The sequence below is a fragment of the Allobosea sp. NPDC055332 genome (genome assembly GCF_053645455.1).
The window spans coordinates 650351-668365 of sequence record NZ_JBSHMO010000005.1 but is presented as its reverse complement, the minus strand read 5'-3'; the positions used below and the strand labels follow the sequence as shown (position 1 = coordinate 668365).

Genomic DNA, 18015 nt, shown 5'->3' with positions numbered 1-18015 from the left:
TCGGTAGCCGCTTCAACGGACGCGGCTCCGTTCCGAAAGCGCTCCCGCCAAGGAGGAGCGCCAAGAGACCACGGACCATAATTCGATGCAGCGTTTGATCGGCACAGTCCTGCTTGCGACGGCCATTGCCGCCACCCCCGTGGCGAGCCTCGTCGCTTTCGCCCAGACCACTCCTGCCGAGACGGCCCCGGCACAGCAGACGAGCCCGTCCGGTGCACATGGCGGTGCGGTGCCGGCACCTGCCGCGAATTCCGCACCCGCCGCGACTGCACCGACGCAATCTGCACCCGCTTCTCCGAATACCACTGCCGCGGCAGCGGCAGCGCCGACCCAGGCTGTTCCCGGCTCCGGCGCTCCGCAAGGCGCCGTGCCTGCAATCGCTCCCACTCCCATCGCAGCGCAGGCGACCCTGCCGCATGACCTGTCGCCCTGGGGCATGTTCATGGCGGCCGACATCGTCGTGAAGGCGGTGATGCTCGGCCTCGCCTTCGCCTCGCTGGTGACCTGGACGATCTGGCTCGCCAAGGCGCTCGAACTCGCCGCCGCCAAGACGCGGGCGCAGCGGGCCGTGCGCCGGCTGGAAGAATCGATCAGCCTCGACGAGGCGGCGAGAGCGATCGCCGGCCGCAAGGGCCAGGCGCGCGGCACGGTCGCGGAGCTGGTCGGCGCCGCCCAGAGCGAGCGCGAGCGCTCCCATGATCTTGGCGAGGACGGCATCAAGGAACGCGCCGCGATCGCCCTGTCGCGGATCGAGGCACGCGCAGGTCGCTCGATGGCGCGCGGCACCGGTCTCCTCGCCACCATCGGCTCGACCGCCCCCTTCGTCGGCCTGTTCGGCACGGTCTGGGGCATCATGAATTCGTTCATCGGCATCAGCCAGTCGAAGACGACCAACCTCGCCGTCGTCGCGCCCGGCATCGCCGAGGCGCTGCTGGCGACCGCGATCGGCCTCGTCGCGGCGATCCCGGCCGTGATCATCTACAACGTCTTCGCCCGCGCCATCTCCGGCTATCGCGCCACGCTCTCGGATGCCTCCGGCGAAGTGCTGCGCCATCTCTCGCGTGATCTCGAGCGGCTGCGCCGCCAGGCCGCGCAGCAGGTTCGCGCCAATCTGCATGCCGTCCCGGCCCAGCCGGCAGCGATGCCGCGCGTCCCGGCGGAGTGAGCCATGGCCGTTTCGCTCAAGGAGGCGCAGGACGGCGATCTCGGCGAGGTCAGCGAGATCAACGTCACGCCGTTCATCGACGTGATCCTGGTGCTGCTGATCATCTTCATGGTCGCAGCGCCGCTCTCGACCGTCGACGTCGCTGTCGATCTGCCGGTTTCGAATGCGCAGCCGCAGCCGCGGCCGGAAAAGCCGATCTTCCTAACGGTGAAGCAGGACCTGTCGCTCGCGCTCGGCAACGACACCGTGCCGCGCGAGCAATTGCAGGCAGTGCTAGACCGCCAGACCAGCAATGATCGCGAACAGCGCGTCTTCCTGCGCGCCGATGGAGCCGTAGCCTATCGCGAGCTGATGGAGGTCATGAACAGGCTGCGCCAGGCTGGCTATCTCAAGATCGCGCTGGTCGGACTCGAGGATACCGGCCAAAGCGCCGCGCCGGGGGCGGGCAAGCCATGATCGCTGCCGCACCGGACCGCCGCTGGCTCGTTGCGCTGCGCTGGGGCGTCGCCGCGGCCGCCGTCGCTGCCGCGCATGGCGGGCTCGCCTGGGTCGGCGTGAACTGGCGCCTGTCGGAAGCCGCTGCCGGCGCGCCGGAGCCGGCCGTGATGATCGAGCTCGCCGCGCTTTCGGTCGCGCCCGAGGCGCCACCGGAAAACCTGCCAATCGCGCCGGAGCGGGCTGAGCCTGAACCACCGCCGCCCGAGCCGGTGAAGGAGACGCCACCCTCGGAGCCTGAGCCGGAACCGATCCCCGAGCCGACCCCGGTCGAGCAGCCGGAGATCAAGCTGCCGGAGCTGCCGCTGACCCCGAAGCTCGACGCCGTATTGCTGCCGCCTCCGCCAGAGCTGAAGCCGGTGGAGAAGAAGCCGGAACCGAAGGTCGTCGAGAAAAAGGAAAAGCCCAAGCCGAAGCCCAAGGTCGTCGAGCGCAAGCCGGTCGAACAGCGGGCCAAGGAGGCCGTGGCGCCGAAGCCGTCGGAGCAGCGCGCCGCGGCGCCGAGCAGCGCCGCGCAGGGCACGGCCAGTCAGCCGACGGTCTCGACCGCGTCCTGGCGCGGTTCGCTGATCGCGCATCTCAATCGCTACAAGCGCTTCCCGGGCGGGGCGAGCCCCGGCACGGTGCAGGTCGCCTTCGCGATCGACCGCAGCGGCAATGTGCTGTCCTCGCGCGTCGTCGGCTCGTCGGGCGATTCCGCGCTGGACGCCGAGGCAGCGGCGATGATCCGCCGCGCCAGCCCGGTCCCCGCGCCGCCGGCCGGTGTCGGTGGCGGCGGCGCGATCTCGCTGTCGGTGCCGGTGCGCTTCAGCCGATAAGGAAGCCGTTCAAGGCTGCCCGACGGGCTTCTGGAACGGCGTGGTCACGGTATCGCCGACCGCGGCGCCGGTGTCCTGGATGTTGTTTCCGAGATGCTCGACCCGGTCGCCAAGATGGCGGCGGGCGGTTGGATCAACCACAGCGATCGGGGCAGTGACAACGATGCCTGCTGCGGTGCCGACCGCTGCGGCCGCGCTGCCAGTCACCTCGATCAGCCGCTCGCCGAGACCGACACGGGAATCGGTGATGGGCTGGCCGTCGACGAGGCGCGTGCCGATCAGCTTCACCACTTCCGGGCTTTCGGCGAACTTGCCGTGGTTGAGCTTGTCGCCGGTGCGCAGCTTGGTCAGGTTCAGGACTGTGATCTTGTCGGCCTCGAACTCGCTCTTATAGGGCTCGACATCGGGATCGACGGCGCCGAGACGGTCCTTGCCGCCCCAGACCCGGCGCGAGACGGCGAGCGCCCGATCGTCCTGGGAGACGAACAGGGTGAATTTCGGCCGCCGCCCCGTCATTTCCGCGATCTGCGTGCGGAAGACGTCGGCATCGACGTCGGGCGAGGCGAGCATGACATTGGCAATCTTCGACGGGATGCCGCGATTGCGCACCGCCATCTGGGTCAGAGACTCCAGCGCGACCCAATTGCCCATGGAATGGGCGAGCAGCGAGACCTCGCCGACGGCCGGATCGCGCGCCAGCCCCTGCAGCAAGGCTTCGAGCGCATTGCGCGAATAGGTCGCGCTCTCGCGATCATAGCCATAGGCGAAGAGCGAGCCACGCGAGGGCCAGGTGAACAGCACCGGCACGACATCGGCGCCGGAATCGTGGACGATCTGGGCGAAGCGGTAAACCGCATCCTCGAAGCGGTTGTTGAAGCCGTGGACGAAGACCATGACGCGGCGCTTCGGCACGCGCGACACCCGATCGTGCAGGCGCGCCAACCCGGTCTTCGCATCGAGCTTGTCGACCCTGAGCGTGACGAAATCGGTCTCGGGGTTGCCCGGCAAACGGCTCGGCCACTGCACCTCGCCGGCCTTGCGGCGGCTGTCCGGCGGCAGCGAGATCGTCATCTCGGCAAAGGACGGCTTGCCGCGCTCGCCGGAATACAGCACGCCGGCATCCGGATCGGCCGCGCGCGTCGTCGCCACCAGCATGGTGACCTTGCTGGTGCCCGGCACGGTCGAGGCGACCGGCTTGAGCACACCCTGCACGTCGCCGGCGCAACCAGCGACGAAAACGCTGGCGACCACGGCCGCGCAGACCCGTCGGGCGGCCGGGGTCGGCAGGTCCTTGCAGCGGATCGGCATCATCGACTACCCAGCTTCGGAGCGGCGCCCAGACCATGCTGGCGCACCGCCTATCCCGTCAAGGACGCCGAAGCCACAGTGGCCGTCAGACCATATACTGGCCGCCATTAACCTCGATGGTCTGGCCGGTGATGTAGCCGCTCATCGCCGGGCTGGCGAGGAAGAGGAAGACACCGATATTGTCCTGCGGCGTGCCGACGCGCTCCATCGGGACGGTCTTGCGCATCGCCTCGATCTGCTCGGCCGTCGAATAGCGCTCATGGAACGGCGTCATGATCACGCCGGGCGAGACGCCGTTGACGCGGATGCCGAAGGGCACGAATTCCTTGGCCATGCCGCGGGTCAGGTTGAGCACGAAGGCTTTCGAGCTGGCATAGAGCGACGAGCCGGGGCCGCCGCCATTGCGCGCCGCGATCGAGCTCAGATTGATCACGCTCGCCTTGCCGCCGGATTTCTTGAGATAGGGCAGCGCCGCCTTCGAGGCCATCACCACCGAGCGGACATTGAGATCGACGACGCTGTCGAAGAACTCGTCCTCGATCTCGGCGATCGGCGTGCGCTTCACCAGCGCTCCGGCATTGTTGACGAGCACGTCGAGCCCGCCGAGCTTGTCGGCCGCCTTGTTGACGAGATCGACCGCCTGCTTGCTGTCGGCGACATCGGCCTGCAGCACATGCGCCTCGCCGCCGGCAGCCCGGATCTCGGCCGCGACGGCGTTCGCCTCGGCCTCGCTCGACTTGTAATGCACCACGACGCGCATGCCGTTCGCCGCATAGGCCTTGGCGACGGCAGCGCCGATGCCGGTGCTGGAGCCGGTGACCAGGGCGCGCAGCCCCTTCAGATCTTCGAGCATCATTCCTCCCGTGGATGCAGGCTTAAATCGTTTCAGAAGCGATCTTGCGCGAGGCAAGGCCGAACCGCCAGCGCCAGTTCGGCAACCCCGCCATTCGCACAGGGGCGCTCAAAGGAACTTGGTCATCGCCTTGAACTCAGCCAGCAGCCCGCGCGCCTCATCCGGAAGGCTGCCGGCGGCCTCCTCCAGGCAATGGCCGATATGCTCCTGGATCAGAATCTTGCGGGCATTGGCAATCGCACCTTCGACCGCCTGCAATTGCTGGGTGATCTCGAGGCAGGAGCGGACATTGGCGACCATCTCGATGGTCGAGCGCAGATGCCCCTCGGCCCGCTTCAGCCGCGTGATGATCTCCGGATGCCGATGGTGGTGGATCCGGGCGTGTTCCTCGTCCTGCATTCCCCGACCTTTCCGTCTTGATCCTATCCTCCCGGGGAGGTTATAGACCGGAGCATCCGCTGAGCAAGCGGCACCCGATCAGGCAGGCGCCGGCGCAAGACCGGGCGCATCCCGGCGATCGGGCGGGCGAGGACGAGACGGGCGCCCCCGACCAGTTCCGGCAAGGCCGGACGGCACGGCAGCCCCCGATCCGTTCCGGATCCGGAGCACCATGTCGTGCCGAGTTTCACCGAATTGCTGGCGCAGGGCGCCGGCCATGCCTGGCTGTTCATTCCGAGCGCGATCCTGCTCGGCGCGCTGCATGGGCTCGAACCCGGCCATTCCAAGACGATGATGGCGGCCTTCATCGTCGCCATCCGCGGCTCGGTGCTGCAGGCGCTGCTGCTTGGCCTAGCCGCGACGCTCTCGCATACGCTCGTCGTCTGGGGGGTGGTCCTCGGCGGCCTCTATCTGACGCGCGACTTCAATGCCGAGGCGACCGAGCCCTGGTTCCAGCTCGCCTCGGGCCTCATGATCATCGCGATCGCGCTCTGGATGCTGTGGCGGACATGGGCGGAGCAGCGTGCGCTGCACCCGGCCAGCCATGGTCTCGAGCATAGTCACGGCCACTCTCACGGTCATGGCCATGGACATTCCCACGGGCAGAGCCACGCTCACGACAGGACGGCCGACGACGAGCCGATGGATGCGCATCAGCGCGCCCATGCGCAGGACATCCGCAAGCGCTTTGCCGACCGGCCGGTGACGACCGGGCAGATCGTCCTGTTCGGACTGACCGGGGGGCTGATCCCCTGCCCGGCGGCGATCACCGTGCTGCTGATCTGCATGCAGTTGCGAGAGATCGCGCTCGGCGCCGTGCTGGTGCTGTGCTTCTCGATCGGCCTCGCGATCACTTTGGTCGCAGTCGGCGTCGCCGCCTCGCTCAGCCTGCGCGCCGCCGAGAAGCGCTCCAACTGGTTGTCGACCGTCGCGGCGCGGGCGCCCTATGTCTCCGGCGTGCTGATCGTCTTGGTCGGGCTCTACACGATCTGGCACGGCTGGAGCAGGCTGCAGGCGATAAGCCCGCATGCCGCGGCGATGCTGGTCAACCCATCGCCTGGTTGACCAGCGCGAAACGATGCGCCGGTCCGGGCGCGACCGGAGCCGCGCCACGCTCCATCACCACTGCTGAGGCGACGAGCGGCAGGCCGCATTCGTCCAGCCAGGCGCCGAGGCCGGTGCGAGCCGGCACGTCGATGCGGACGAAATCGCCGCGGCGGGCGGCGAGCAGCGCCGCGATCAGGTTGCAGGCGGCGGCGTCATCGACCGCCGCGACCGGGCCGATCAGCCAGCCTCGGCCATGGCGGCGCAGGAAGCCGAAGCCGGCTGGCGCCCCGTTTCGCTCGATCAGGATGGCATGACCGCGTGCCAGCAGAGCCTCGAGAACGGGCGCGCGCGGCAGGCCAGTCGCCTCGCCGTCGAGCTGTACCAGCAGCGGCAGATCGGACGCCGCGGCCGGGCGCATGATCTCGTTAGCCGCGAGAACGGGCGCTGCCAGCTCCGGCCAGTCGCCCTGGTGCTGGCGGACTTCGTCGATGGCGATGAAGCCATATCGGGCATAGAGCGGCTCACCGTGCGGCGTGGCGACCAGGCCAAGCGTCCGCCCGTCCGTCGCCGCGATCAGCCGTTCGGTCAGCAGCTTGCCGATGCCTTGGCCTTGTCGATCGGGCGCGACGATGATGGTGCCGAGCGTGGCATGGCTCGCGCCAAAACCCCACCAGAGCCCGACGCCGACGACCGCGTCCTCGATCGACAGGGTGAAGCCTTGGCCGAGCGACAGCGCGAACTCCCAATCCTCGCGGCGATGCGGCCAGCCGACCGCCGCCGATAGCCTCTGGCAGGCATCGGCATCTGCGAGGCCGGCCGGGCGAAGCGTCAGCTGGAGCGGCTGCATCGGCCGGCCCTCAGCGGCAGAGTTCGGCGCAGCCGGACTGCCAGAACGGCGCTTGCCCATCGAGCGGCGGCACCGAGGGACGCGGCTTTGCACCCGGCAAGTCCGTAGGCACTGGAACGATCAGCTCCCACCAGCGATGGGCGCATTGCGAGCGGAAGGCCATCTGGTCACTGATCGAGGTGTTCTCGCGCGCCAGCACCGCATCGAGCGCATCGCAGGCGCGGCGGAGCGCTGCATCGTTCCCGTCACCGGGCTCGTTGGCGTAATCATGGAAAGCGGCCGTGAAGGCTTCCATCTCACGGGCGATATGGGGCCAGTCCTGCCGGCCGAGGTTCCAGGCGTCCATCCATTCGCGTACCACCGTCTCGACCGCTTCGGCCTTGGGCTTGCCGGCGACCTTGCGAGCAGTGGTCAGCATATGGCGCATCAGTTCGGCGCGGGCATGGAGCTGGCGGGCGGCGAGCGCGGCGGTCTGCATCGCCAGAATCGCGCGCCCGGCCTCAAGCTGCAGGTCCTCGACGAAATGGGCCATATCCTTCTCCGCTCAAGGCAACGTCGCGAGCCGGTCGAACAGACGCTGGAACAGCGCGTCCGCCTCGACGCTCGCGACGACATGGGCATTGGCCGGCCGCTTGAGCCGGCCGTTCCAGTCGATCGTGGTGCGGCCCCGCAAGGGACCGTCACCGGTCTCGACCTCGACACAACAGTCCCGCCCCGAAAAGAGTTCCGGCCAGAGCAGGAAGGCGATCACGCAAGGGTCGTGCATCGGGTGGCCGGCGGTGCCGAGCCCGCCGGGGCGTGGGCGCGTCAGCATGCCATGCACCGCCCTGCCCGCCGCATTGCCAAAACTGAGAAGGCGGGCGACCTGCTCGTGCGAGGCGATCGCCTGATGGGTGACGCCGAGGCCGAACATCACGATCGGCCGGCCGCAACCGAAGACGATCGCGGCGGCGTGCGGGTCGACATGGACATTGAACTCGGCCGCCGGGGTGATGTTGCCGAGCGCCAGCGCCCCGCCCATCAACACGATGCGTTTCACTTTCGGCAGCACATCCGGCGCCAATCGGAAGGCGAGCGCGAGATTGGTCAGAGGCCCGAGCGGGCAGAGCGTGACGCTGTCGTCCGGTGCGGCGCGCAAGATAGCGATGAGAGCTTCAACGGCATGGGTTGCGCTAGCCGTGCCACGGGCCGGCGGCAGATCCGCACCGGCGAGCCCGTCGGGACCGCAGACGAACTCGGCGGTCGAGAGTGGAAAGAGCAAGGGCCGGTCGGCGCCGGCATGCACGGGCACGTCCTCGCGGCCGGCAAGTTCGCGGATACGCAGCGCATTGGCGGTGGTCAGCGCGAGCGGGACATTGCCGGCGACGGTGGTGATCGCCCTGAGGTCGAGTTCCGGGCTGGCGAAGGCGAGCAGCAGGGCAACCGCGTCGTCCTGGCCCGGATCGGTGTCGATAACGATGGTTTCGCGCGTCATCTCAGGCGGCTTTCGCGTTGCCGGCCATGATCATGTGGCTGAGATCGTCGGCGGTGAGGTCGGCGAGCGGCTGATCGACGTACTTTCGGCCGGCGCCCATGATCACGACCCGGTCGGCGAGCGCGACCACGTCGCGCATATTGTGGCTGATCAGCAGCACCGTCCTGCCGTCGGCCTTGAGCTTGCGGATCAGGTCGAGGACCAGCGCGGTCTCCTTGACGCCGAGCGCCGCCGTCGGCTCGTCCATGATGATGATCTCCGCCTTCCAGCGCAGGGCGCGGGAAATCGCGACCGCCTGGCGCTGGCCGCCCGAGAGCCGCTCGACTGGACGGTCCATGTCCTCGACGGTGACCGAGAGCTGCTTGAGGAAACCGCGCGCCTCCTGCGCCATCCGCTTCTTGTCGAGCACGCGCAGGAACGGCAGCAGCAGAGGACGCGTCAGCTCCGAGCCCATGAAGACGTTCTGGACGATCGAGAGCCGCGGCGCCAAAGCGAGGTCCTGGTAGATCGTCGCGACGCCATGGCTCAATGCGTCATGCGGCGAGGCGAAGACGACCTCCTTGCCGCGCATACTCAAAGTCCCGGATGTCGCCTCCTCGGCGCCGGAGATCACCTTGATCAGGCTCGACTTGCCGGCGCCGTTATCTCCGCAGATGGCGACGACCTCGCCGGCAAAGATGTCGAGATCGACCTCGCGCACCGCCACGACCGGGCCGTAGCTCTTGCCGATGCCACGAAGCGACAGAAGGGGTGTGGCGGTCACCGAGCTCACTTCAGGAACTGCTGGACGTTGTTCTTGTCGACCAGCACGGCGTCGGTGAAGAGGTAGGGACCGGCGGCAACGCTCTCCTTCGGCTTCTTGTCGACGACGATGGTCTGGATCGCGTCGACCGCCTGCTTGCCCATCTCCTCGAACGGGATCGAGACGGTCGCCATGAAGGTCGAGGCCGGATCGGCGATGCGGGCATAGGTCTCCTTGCCGCCATCGACCGAAACGAGCGGAATCTGGGCCTTCTTCACCCCTTGAGCCTGCAGCAGGTCGTCGATGATGTAGGCCTGGCCATCGAACGAGGCCCAGATGCCGTTGATCTTGCCCTGGTTCTGCAGCAGCAGCGCCTGCATGCCGGCGCGGACATCGTCGCGCCAGCTTTGAGTGCGGGCCATCGAGAACTTGCCGAGTTCCTTCACCGCCTGGTTCTCGGAGAGCACGTTGTCGAGCAGCTTGCCGCGGATGCGCGAGGCGACGTTGAGATCGAAGCGGGCGGTGACAATGTTGCCCTGGTAGCCCAGTTGGCCGAGCAGATAGAGCGCAGCCTCGGCGCCGACCTTGTATTCATTGGTCTGGATGTCGAAGAGGGCGTGCGGGCTTGAACCCGATTGCACGGTGATCACCGGGATCTTGGCGTCCTTGGCCGCCTTGAACTGGGCGTCGGCCTCGACCGGCTTGCCCATGGCGATGATGATCGCATCGACCTTCTTGGCGATCAGCGCATCGAACTGCTCGGCATGCTTGGGCAGCGCGCCCTCCGAGTTCAACAGCGTGACGTTCCAGCCCTTGGCCTTGGCCGCAGCAGCCGCCGCGTTGGCGACGCGGGCATGCGTCTCCGACGAGAACTGGAAGCCGATGACGCCGAGCTCGAAGGCCTGAGCCCCCTGAGCCATCCCGACGACGGCAGCGGCCGCCAGCAGAACCTTCCTCAACCCGACCATGACGACCTCTCCCCTGATTGTCGTTGTGAATTCTCAGACCTTGAACGCCGCCTTCTTCATCACGCTGGCCGAGAAGGCGACCGAGCCGATGATGATGACGCCGAGAACGATGTCCTGGATGTAATAGGGCGCGCCCAGCAGCACCAAGCCGTTGCCGAGTACCTTCAGGACCAGCGCTGCGAAGACCGTGCCCGGCACGTTCGGCTTGCCCGGCTCGAACATGGTCATCCCCAGCAGCACAGCGGCAATGGCGTAGAGCAGATAATCGCCAGCCATGTTCGGCGCGGCCGAGGACAGGTTGGCGGCGAGCAACATGGCGGTGATCGCCGCGAGGATGCCGGAGAGCAACAGGCCGATCCGCTTCATTCTCGCCGTGGCGATGCCGGAGAGACGCGCCGCCTCGTCGGCCTCTCCGGTCGCGACCATATGGGCGCCGGTCCGGGTCCATTTGACCAGCCCCCAGGCGAAGAGGGTGACGCCCGCGAGCCAGAGCACGAGATTGGGAATGCCGAAGGTGTAGCCGCGCGCCAGCCCGGTGAAGCCGGTCGGCCAGCGCCCGACAAAGGCGACACCCTGCGTGATCATGAAGGCGAAGCCCTTGGCGATCGCGGCCGTGCCGAGCGTCATGATCAGCGAGGGAATCCGCAGCACGGTGACGCCATAACCGTTGAGGCCGCCGAGCAGTGCGCCGACCGAGAGCGCCGCCAGGACCGCGACCAGCGGCGGATACTGAAGCTGCACCAGCCAGCCGCAGACGACGGCGGCGAGGCTCGCCATCTCGGCGATCGAGAGGTCGAGCTCGGCGACGGTGAAGGCGAGCGCGAAGCCGAGCGCCAGGATGGCGAGGAAACTGGTATCCTTCAGTACGTTGACGACGTTCATCGTCGTCGCGAAGTTCGGCGCGAAGGCGACGAAGAAGACGATCAGGGCAAGGCCGGCGAGCGCGGTGCCGTAGCGGCCGATGATCTCGCGCATCGTCAGGCGTTTCCCTTGGCGATCGCCGAGATCGGCGAGAGGATCTCGATGCCGCCGGTGACCGGGATCAATGCGCCGGTGACGAAGGCGGCGGCCGGCGAGAGCAGGAAAGCGATGACCCCGGCGACATCCTCGGGACGGCCGAGGCGGCCGAGCGGGGTGCGCTGCGAGGCGCCCTCGACCAGCGCATTGAACTGACTGGCGAAGCCGCCGCGCACCATCGGCGTGTCGATGATCCCCGGCGCCACCGCGTTGACGCGAATGCCGTGGCGGCCGAGCTGCTGGGCCATGCCATAGGTCAGCGTCGCGACGCCGCCCTTCGCCGAGCCATAGGCGAGGTTCGCCCCGCCATTGCCATGGGCGATCGAGGAGATGTGGACGATGGCGCCGCCCTCGCTTTGCTCGATCATCTGCTTCGCGGCGGCCTTGGAGACGCGGAACACCGCCGAGAGGTTGATGTCGACGAGCTTGTCCCATTCCTCGTCCTCCATCTCGACCATCGGTACCGGGCGCGAAGCCCCGGCACCGGTGACGAGATTGTCGAGCCGGCCGAAGCGCTCGACCGCAAGCTCGACCAGCGCACCGGCAAGATCGCGGTCGCGGACATCGCCGGTCATCGCGGCGACCTCGGCGCCATCAGCTTGCAAGCGGTCCGCAAGTTCGAGCAGCGGGCCTCCCTCCAGCCCGGACAGGACGAGCCTGTGCGCGGGGGCCAGTGTCATCGCCAGCGCGCTGCCGATGCCGCCGGAGGCGCCAGTGATCAGAGTGACGGGCTTCGGCATCAGCCCGCCTTGCCGACGACGGCGGAGGGGCGGAACGCGGCAACGCGGCGCGAAGGCGACATGGACCTCTCTCTGGAAACTCGTTCCAATTGGGTAAGACGCCAGCTCACCCGCCGCAACGTCAATCGGCGTGCAGGCTCGTGGCCACAGACGCATGGCGCGCGAGGCCGGCAAGCGGCCCGCCATCCTGCGCGGCCGCGACGAGATCGCGCGAGATCGGCGCCAGCGCGGCCTCGGCCCGGCGGAACAGAGCGAAGAGCGCGTCATAGGCCGGCTTGCGGGCCGGATCGGGCTCGAACCGATGCGCGACAGTGACGAGCCTCTGCTGTGCTTGCGCGAGAGAGGCGAAACGGCCGAGCCCCGCGAAAGCGATGATCGCCGCGCCAAGCAGACCGGGCTCGCGGGAGGCCGCGACCACGACCGGTCGCCCGCAGAGATCGGCCTTGATCTGGCTCCAGACTGGATTGGCCGCTGCACCGCCGCCGAAGCGGATTTCGGTCGCAGCCCGGCCGAGAGCAGCTTCGGCCCGCTCCAGCACAATCCGGTTGAGGCAGGCGACGCCCTCCAGCACGGCGAAGGCGAGATCGGTCGGCCCATGCCGGCGGTTCAAACCGATGAGCGCGCCCCGCAAGGACGGGTCCCAATAAGGCACGCGCTCGCCCTGGAGGTAGGGCAGGAAGAGCAGCGGCTGCGGCTGGCGCGGACCGGCGAGCAGTGCATCGATCTCCTGCCCGACAGTCGCGCTCTCGCGGCCGAGCAAAGCCAGCAGCCAGGAGATGGTGTCGGCGCCGGTCTGGCTGGGGCCGCCGAGTTGGAATAGGCCGCGCCAGTCGACGGTGAGTAGCCCCTCCGCCCGCGCCGGCTTGCGGCCGACGACGCCGAGTACCTCGGTCGTGCCGGAGATGTTGTAGGCGAAGCCATCGCGCATGGCGCCGAGACCGACCACCGCCGCCCAGGTATCGTTCGAGGCGCAGAACACCGGCTTGCCGGCGAGACGACCAAGCGGCGCAGGCAGGCCGGACTGGACCAGGGCAACCTGCTGCCAGGGCTCCAGCATCTCCGGCAAGACGGCTGCCGGAATTCCCGCGGCCTCCAGCAGGTCGTGGCCTTCGTGCTGGGTGGCCGCAGCCAGCAATCGCGCCATCGAGACAGGGTCGCTGGCCTGCCGACCGGTCAGGCGGAAATTCAGATAGTCCTTCGGATCGAGCAGGCAGGCGAGCTTGCCGAAGGTTTCCGGGTCGTCCGCGCGCAGCCAGGCTAGGCGGGCGAGCGGATGGAAGGCATTCACCGCGGCGCTTTCGGGATGAGCCGGGTCGAGCCTTCCCCGCAAACGCGCTGCGAGCCCGTCGGCGCGCGTATCCTTCCAGGTCATGGCAGGACGCAAAGAGCGGCCATCCCTGTCGAGAAAGATCTGCGTGCGAGTGACGCCACAGATGGCGACGGCCTCGACCGCATCGAACAGCACCGGTGCTTCGCTGGCCAGGGCAACGCAAGCCTCGACCAATAGCGTCCACCAGGCGTCGGCATCGATCTCGGAAGCGCCCGAGCGATCGTCGCGGCTCATCGGCCCGGCAATGGCGTGCTGGGCGCGGATCGCGCCGGTGTCATCGACGAGGGCGGCGCGGAAGGAGGTGCCGCCGAGATCGCAGGCGAGGACGATGCTCATGTCCTCGCCCTGCGTCAGGAACCGGCGAGCGTCAAGCGGCGCGGTCCTTCATGCCGCCATCGGTCAGGCGGTACCAGGCGATGATGGCGGAGACGTAGAGCTCGTTCAGCGCATGCAGCGGCAGCGGCGTGATCGAGGTCACCGGGAAAGGCAGGCTCGCCCGGTCGCCGGTCGAGAGATACTGCGCCATCGCCCGGCCCATCGCCGTCTGCAAACCGACGCCGCGGCCCATGCAGCCGATATCGACGAGCAGGCCGGGCTCCGGCTCGTGCAGATGCGGCAGGAAATCGCGGGTCAGCGCGACGCGGCCGCACCAGCGATAATCGAAGCCGACGCCCTTGGCCTGCGGGTACATCTTGCCGATGACGCGCTCCAGATGGGCCCAGTCGGCGGCGTCGCGTGGCTCGCGGAACGGACCGCGCCCGCCCATCAGCAGCCGGTTGGTGTGGTCCTTGCGGAAATAGAGCAGGAGCTGACGGGTGTCGGAGGTGACCTGCCCTTCCGGCAGGATCGTGCCGGCGAGATTGTCGGATAGCGGCTCGGTCGCGACGATGAAGGAGTTCGGCCGGATCACCGTCTGGCGCAGCTTCGGAATCAGGTCGCCGGTATAGCCGTTGGTCGCGATCACCACGCGCGGCGCGGTGACGCTGGCGCCCTGCGCTGTGCGTACCACCCAGTTGCCACCGTTGCGGCTTAAGGCCGTCACCGGGCTCTGGCCGTGGATCGCGGCGCCCGCCTTCAGCGCGGCACGGGCGAGGCCGCGGGCATAGGCTAGTGGCTGGACGCCGCCGCCGCGCGGGTCGAGCCAGCCGCCGAGATAGCGGTCGGTGCCGATCAGGCGGCCGACCGCATCGGCGTCGAGGAAGCGCGCGCCGACGCCGCGCATGCCCCATTCGTCGGCCCGGCGCTTCACCGTCTCGACCATGGCCGGCGTATGCGCGCCCTGGATCCAGCCGGCGCGGTGATGCGGCACGTCCATGCCGTGTTTCTCGATCAGCCCGAAGACGAGATCGGCGGTCGAGCCGACGAAGGAGACCAAGGCCTCGCCCGCCTCAGGCCCATATTTGGAGACGATCTCGGAGGGGTCGTATTTGATGCCGGGGATGACCTGCCCGCCATTGCGGCCGGACGCGCCCCAGCCCGGCTCGCGCGCTTCCAGCACGACGACGGAGACGCCGGCCTCGGCCAGGTGCAGCGCAGTCGAGAGGCCAGCATAGCCGGCGCCGACGATGCAGACGTCGGCTTTGGCATCGCTCGCGAGCGGCGGTGTCTGCGGCGCAACAGGGGCGGTTGCATGCCAGAGTGAGGGTTGCAGCGGAAACGGCTCGGCCATGGCGGTAACCCTCAGATCGGCTTGAGCACGCGGCGGAGGAAGTCCTGCGTGCGCGGATTGCGCGGTGCGCTCAGCACCTCACGGGCGGCGCCCTCCTCGACGATGACGCCGCCATCGAGGAAGAGCACGCGGTCGGCGACCTCGCGGGCGAAACCCATTTCGTGAGTGACGACCAGCATGGTCATGCCCTCCTCGGCGAGGCTCTTCATCACGCCGAGCACCTCGCCGACCAGTTCCGGATCGAGCGCCGAGGTCGGCTCGTCGAACAGGATCGCCTTGGGCTGCATGGCGAGCGCGCGAGCAATGGCGACGCGCTGCATCTGGCCCCCAGAGAGCTGGGCCGGATAGGCGCCGAACTTGTCGGCGAGGCCGACGCGGGCGAGCAGGTCGCGGCCGCGTTCCAGCGCCTGCGCGGCCGGTTCCTTCTTCACATGGATAGGCCCCTCGACGACGTTCTCGAGCGCGGTCCGGTGCGGGAACAGGTTGAAGCGCTGGAACACCATCGCCATGGCGGTGCGGATCCCGACGATCGAGCGGTCAGTGCGATCGACCCTGGCGCCATCGACCGTGATCGAGCCGCCATCATAGGATTCGAGCCCGTTGATGCAGCGCAGGATCGTCGATTTGCCGGAACCGGACGGGCCGATCAGGCAGACGACCTCGCCGCGCTGGACGCTGCCGGTGATGCCCTTCAGCACCTGATGGGAGCCGAAGCTCTTGGTGACGCCGGAAAGCTCGATCATCGCCTGGCTCCCTTGCCGAAGCGGCGTTCGAGCCAGCCGACGAAGGCGATCAGCGGCAGGCTCATCGAGAGGTAGAGCAGCGCCACCAGCGTGTAGACCGTCATGTTCTTGAAGGTCGAGGAGGCCAGCAGCGAGCCCTGCAGGGTCAGCTCCGCGACGGTGATGGTCGAGGCTTGCGAGGAATCCTTCAGCATCATGATCATGATGTTGCCATAGGGCGGCAGCACGACCTTGACCGCCTGGGGCAGGATCACCCGGCGCATCATCAGGAACCAGCCCATGCCGATCGACTGGGCCGCTTCGACCTGGCCATGGTCGATCGCCTCGATGCCGGCGCGGAAGTTCTCGGCCTGATAGGCGGAATAGGCGATGCCGAGGCCTAGGATCGCCGCCTGCAGCGCGGTCAGCGCGAGGCCGAACTCGGGGAAGACGAAGTAGATATAGAAGAGCTGCACCAGGATCGGGATGCCGCGCAGCGTGTTGACGACCAGCTTGGCGATGAAGGCGAGCCAGGCGACGCCGGAAACGCGCATCAGCGCCCAGACTAGGCCGAGCACGGTGGAGAGCGCCAGCGAGCCGAGCGTCACGAGGATGGTGAACTTCAGCCCCTGCAGCAGCAGCGGCATGAACTGGGCGGCGTCGCGCAGGAAGGATTGCATTGGGGTTCGGCGTCGCTGGGATGATCTCGGACACGCCTGCGGCCTTCACTCCGCCGGCGAAGCGGCGAGGTGAGGCTCAGACACAGTGGGTTCGCTTATTCGAGCCCCCATTTGGCGAGGATCTTGTCGAGCGTGCCGTCGGCCTTGACCTTGGCGAGGCCGGCATTGACCTTCTTCAGCAGCTCGCCGTCGCTCTTGCGCACGCCGATGCCGACCGAACCGGTGATGATCGGCTTGTAGGACTTGACCAGCCGGACGTTCGGGAACTGCCCCTGCTTCAGCGTGTAGGCCATGATCGGCGCGTCGGCGAAGGCGGCTTGGACGCGACCGGCATTGACGTCGGCGAGGATGTCCGGCGAGGTCTTGTAGAGCTTCACCTCAGGGAACAGCCCGGTCTTCTGGAGCGCCTCGACATAGGCGGTGCCGATCTGGGCGCCGACCGTGTAGCCCTTCATGTCGGCGAGCTCGACATAGTCCTTCTTGTCCGCGGCCGGGACGAGCAGGCCCTCGCCATAGGTGTAGATCGGGTCGGAGAAGTCGATCACCTCCTTGCGGGCCGGGGTGATGTACATCGCCGCCGAGATCAGATCGATCTTGTTCGCGGTGAGCGAGGCGACCAGCGTCGAGAACTGCATGCCCTCGACCTCGACCTTGAGGTCCGAAGCCACCGCGATCGCCCTGACCAGGTCGACCATCACGCCTTCGATGGTGTTGGTCTTGGTGTCGAGAAAGGTGAACGGCATGCCGGTCGGCGTCGAGCCGACCTTGAGGACGGATTGTGCGGCAGCCGGCGATATGGAAGCGGCGACAGCGCCTCCAGCCAATAGGGTCAGGAAGATCCGGCGTTCCATGGCAATGTCCCCTCATTTGTCCATACGCCCAGGCGGGCGCCGGCTCGTATTTTCATGAGCATGAAGATACGAGCATAGGGCGATCTTGCCGGCAAGCGATTTTCATGCACATGAAATAAGCGATGAAGGAATCGCGATGAGCCTGCCTGCCGCCGACCTGCCGCATCTGCATGTCGATCGCGAGATCGGCGCCCGCCTGCGTCAACTGAGGCGTGCGCGCCGGCTGTCGCTGGAGGAGCTCGCGAGCCGCACCGGCCTGTCCATCGGCTTTCTCAGCCAGATCGAACGCGGCCTGTCCTCGCCGACGCTGCGTGTACTCGCCGCCGTTGCCGACGCATTGGGCACCGCGATCTCGGATCTGTTCCCCGCCGATTCCCGCCAGGCCGACCCGACCGCCACCATCGTGCGCCAGGCTGACCGCGGCGAATTGCAGCTCTGGCGCTCCGGCATCCGCAAGCAGTTGCTGACCCCGCAGGCCGAGGGCGCCAAGCTCAACCTCTTCATCGTCGAGATGGAGCCCGGCGCCAGCACCGGCGACGAGCACTATATCCATAATGGTGAGGAAGCCGGCCTCGTGCTCAGCGGCACCATGCTGCTCAACGTCGAGAACGAAAGCTGGGTCATGCGCGAAGGCGACAGCTTCCGCTTCCTCTCCTCGCGCCCGCATCGCTTCGCCAACCAGCATGACGGCGTCACCCGCGTGCTCTGGGTCAACTGCCTGTAGGCGACATCGCCATGCATGAAATGCATAACAATAGACTTTTCCTATAGCCCGATCTGCGTCTAAGCCAATGCCGCCATGAAGAAAGGCGGCTGGACAACACCGCCTCCCCCGGCACGATCAGTCGTGT

Annotated in this window: 20 protein-coding genes; 5 read left to right on the top strand and 15 right to left on the bottom strand. The window is 67.7% G+C overall.

Going from position 1 to position 18015, the window contains the following annotated elements; translation table 11 throughout:
• Positions 1 to 85 precede the first annotated feature (85 nt).
• The 3 genes from exbB to ACWIGM_RS28680 are packed head-to-tail and all read left to right on the top strand — an operon-like array spanning position 86 to position 2478.
• Entirely contained in the window at positions 86 to 1165 is a 1080-nt protein-coding gene (exbB, locus tag ACWIGM_RS28690; protein ID WP_454029374.1) for a tonB-system energizer ExbB, read from the top strand.
• A 3-nt stretch (positions 1166 to 1168) separates the two neighbouring features.
• Entirely contained in the window at positions 1169 to 1621 is a 453-nt protein-coding gene (gene exbD, locus ACWIGM_RS28685; protein WP_454029373.1) for a TonB system transport protein ExbD, read from the top strand.
• On the top strand, positions 1618 to 2478 hold the full coding sequence (locus ACWIGM_RS28680) for an energy transducer TonB (RefSeq protein WP_454029372.1): 861 nt from the start codon (positions 1618 to 1620) through the stop codon (positions 2476 to 2478). Before exbD ends, ACWIGM_RS28680 begins: the two co-directional genes overlap by 4 nt.
• Before the next feature lie 9 nt (positions 2479 to 2487).
• On the opposite strand, the gene ACWIGM_RS28675 is transcribed toward ACWIGM_RS28680, so the two are convergent.
• From ACWIGM_RS28675 to ACWIGM_RS28665, 3 genes are all read right to left on the bottom strand, one after another.
• Complete coding sequence (locus ACWIGM_RS28675; RefSeq protein WP_454029371.1) at positions 2488 to 3786, bottom strand: alpha/beta hydrolase; 1299 nt, start codon at positions 3784 to 3786, stop codon at positions 2488 to 2490.
• An 85-nt stretch (positions 3787 to 3871) separates the two neighbouring features.
• A complete protein-coding gene (locus ACWIGM_RS28670; RefSeq protein ID WP_454029370.1) occupies positions 3872 to 4639 on the bottom strand; it encodes an SDR family NAD(P)-dependent oxidoreductase in 768 nt (255 codons plus the stop codon).
• Between the two features lie 108 nt (positions 4640 to 4747).
• Positions 4748 to 5038 (bottom strand): metal-sensing transcriptional repressor, encoded by a 291-nt coding sequence (locus ACWIGM_RS28665; RefSeq protein ID WP_454029369.1) that lies wholly within the window; start codon positions 5036 to 5038, stop codon positions 4748 to 4750.
• Positions 5039 to 5254: 216 nt separating this feature from the next.
• Between ACWIGM_RS28665 and ACWIGM_RS28660 the strand changes: the two genes are divergently transcribed.
• Complete coding sequence (locus tag ACWIGM_RS28660) at positions 5255 to 6142, top strand: nickel/cobalt efflux transporter (protein WP_454029368.1); 888 nt, start codon at positions 5255 to 5257, stop codon at positions 6140 to 6142.
• Here the strand turns inward: ACWIGM_RS28660 and ACWIGM_RS28655 are convergent.
• The 12 genes from ACWIGM_RS28655 to ACWIGM_RS28600 all read right to left on the bottom strand — a co-directional run bounded on the left by ACWIGM_RS28655 (position 6123) and on the right by ACWIGM_RS28600 (position 17164).
• Complete coding sequence (locus ACWIGM_RS28655; RefSeq protein WP_454029367.1) at positions 6123 to 6971, bottom strand: GNAT family N-acetyltransferase; 849 nt, start codon at positions 6969 to 6971, stop codon at positions 6123 to 6125. The two genes, ACWIGM_RS28660 and ACWIGM_RS28655, sit on opposite strands and share 20 nt — an antisense overlap.
• Before the next feature lie 10 nt (positions 6972 to 6981).
• Positions 6982 to 7503 carry a hypothetical protein gene (locus tag ACWIGM_RS28650; protein ID WP_454029366.1) on the bottom strand — a complete coding sequence of 174 codons (522 nt, stop codon included), beginning with the start codon at positions 7501 to 7503 and terminating at the stop codon, positions 6982 to 6984.
• Positions 7504 to 7515: 12 nt separating this feature from the next.
• Complete coding sequence (locus ACWIGM_RS28645) at positions 7516 to 8445, bottom strand: nucleoside hydrolase (protein ID WP_454029365.1); 930 nt, start codon at positions 8443 to 8445, stop codon at positions 7516 to 7518.
• A gap of 1 nt (position 8446) precedes the next feature.
• Complete coding sequence (locus ACWIGM_RS28640) at positions 8447 to 9208, bottom strand: ATP-binding cassette domain-containing protein (protein ID WP_454029364.1); 762 nt, start codon at positions 9206 to 9208, stop codon at positions 8447 to 8449.
• A 5-nt stretch (positions 9209 to 9213) separates the two neighbouring features.
• Positions 9214 to 10155: a sugar ABC transporter substrate-binding protein gene (locus tag ACWIGM_RS28635; protein ID WP_454029363.1), complete on the bottom strand. Its 942-nt coding sequence runs from the start codon at positions 10153 to 10155 to the stop codon at positions 9214 to 9216.
• 33 nt (positions 10156 to 10188) lie between these two features.
• Positions 10189 to 11130 (bottom strand): ABC transporter permease, encoded by a 942-nt coding sequence (locus tag ACWIGM_RS28630; protein WP_454029362.1) that lies wholly within the window; start codon positions 11128 to 11130, stop codon positions 10189 to 10191.
• 2 nt (positions 11131 to 11132) lie between these two features.
• Positions 11133 to 11912: an SDR family NAD(P)-dependent oxidoreductase gene (locus tag ACWIGM_RS28625; protein ID WP_454029361.1), complete on the bottom strand. Its 780-nt coding sequence runs from the start codon at positions 11910 to 11912 to the stop codon at positions 11133 to 11135.
• 121 nt (positions 11913 to 12033) lie between these two features.
• Positions 12034 to 13578 (bottom strand): xylulokinase, encoded by a 1545-nt coding sequence (locus ACWIGM_RS28620; RefSeq protein WP_454029360.1) that lies wholly within the window; start codon positions 13576 to 13578, stop codon positions 12034 to 12036.
• 31 nt (positions 13579 to 13609) lie between these two features.
• Positions 13610 to 14911, bottom strand: coding sequence for an NAD(P)/FAD-dependent oxidoreductase (locus tag ACWIGM_RS28615; protein WP_454029359.1), 1302 nt, complete (start codon positions 14909 to 14911; stop codon positions 13610 to 13612).
• A gap of 11 nt (positions 14912 to 14922) precedes the next feature.
• Complete coding sequence (locus ACWIGM_RS28610; protein WP_454029358.1) at positions 14923 to 15654, bottom strand: amino acid ABC transporter ATP-binding protein; 732 nt, start codon at positions 15652 to 15654, stop codon at positions 14923 to 14925.
• Positions 15651 to 16313 carry an amino acid ABC transporter permease gene (locus tag ACWIGM_RS28605; protein ID WP_454029357.1) on the bottom strand — a complete coding sequence of 221 codons (663 nt, stop codon included), beginning with the start codon at positions 16311 to 16313 and terminating at the stop codon, positions 15651 to 15653. Before ACWIGM_RS28605 ends, ACWIGM_RS28610 begins: the two co-directional genes overlap by 4 nt.
• 95 nt (positions 16314 to 16408) lie before the next feature.
• The gene (locus ACWIGM_RS28600; RefSeq protein WP_454029356.1) at positions 16409 to 17164 is read right to left on the bottom strand and encodes an ABC transporter substrate-binding protein; all 756 of its coding nucleotides are present in this window, start codon (positions 17162 to 17164) and stop codon (positions 16409 to 16411) included.
• A 136-nt stretch (positions 17165 to 17300) separates the two neighbouring features.
• Here ACWIGM_RS28600 and ACWIGM_RS28595 point away from each other — a divergent pair, with 136 nt between their 5' ends.
• A complete protein-coding gene (locus ACWIGM_RS28595; RefSeq protein ID WP_454029355.1) occupies positions 17301 to 17888 on the top strand; it encodes a helix-turn-helix domain-containing protein in 588 nt (195 codons plus the stop codon).
• Positions 17889 to 18015 lie beyond the last annotated feature (127 nt).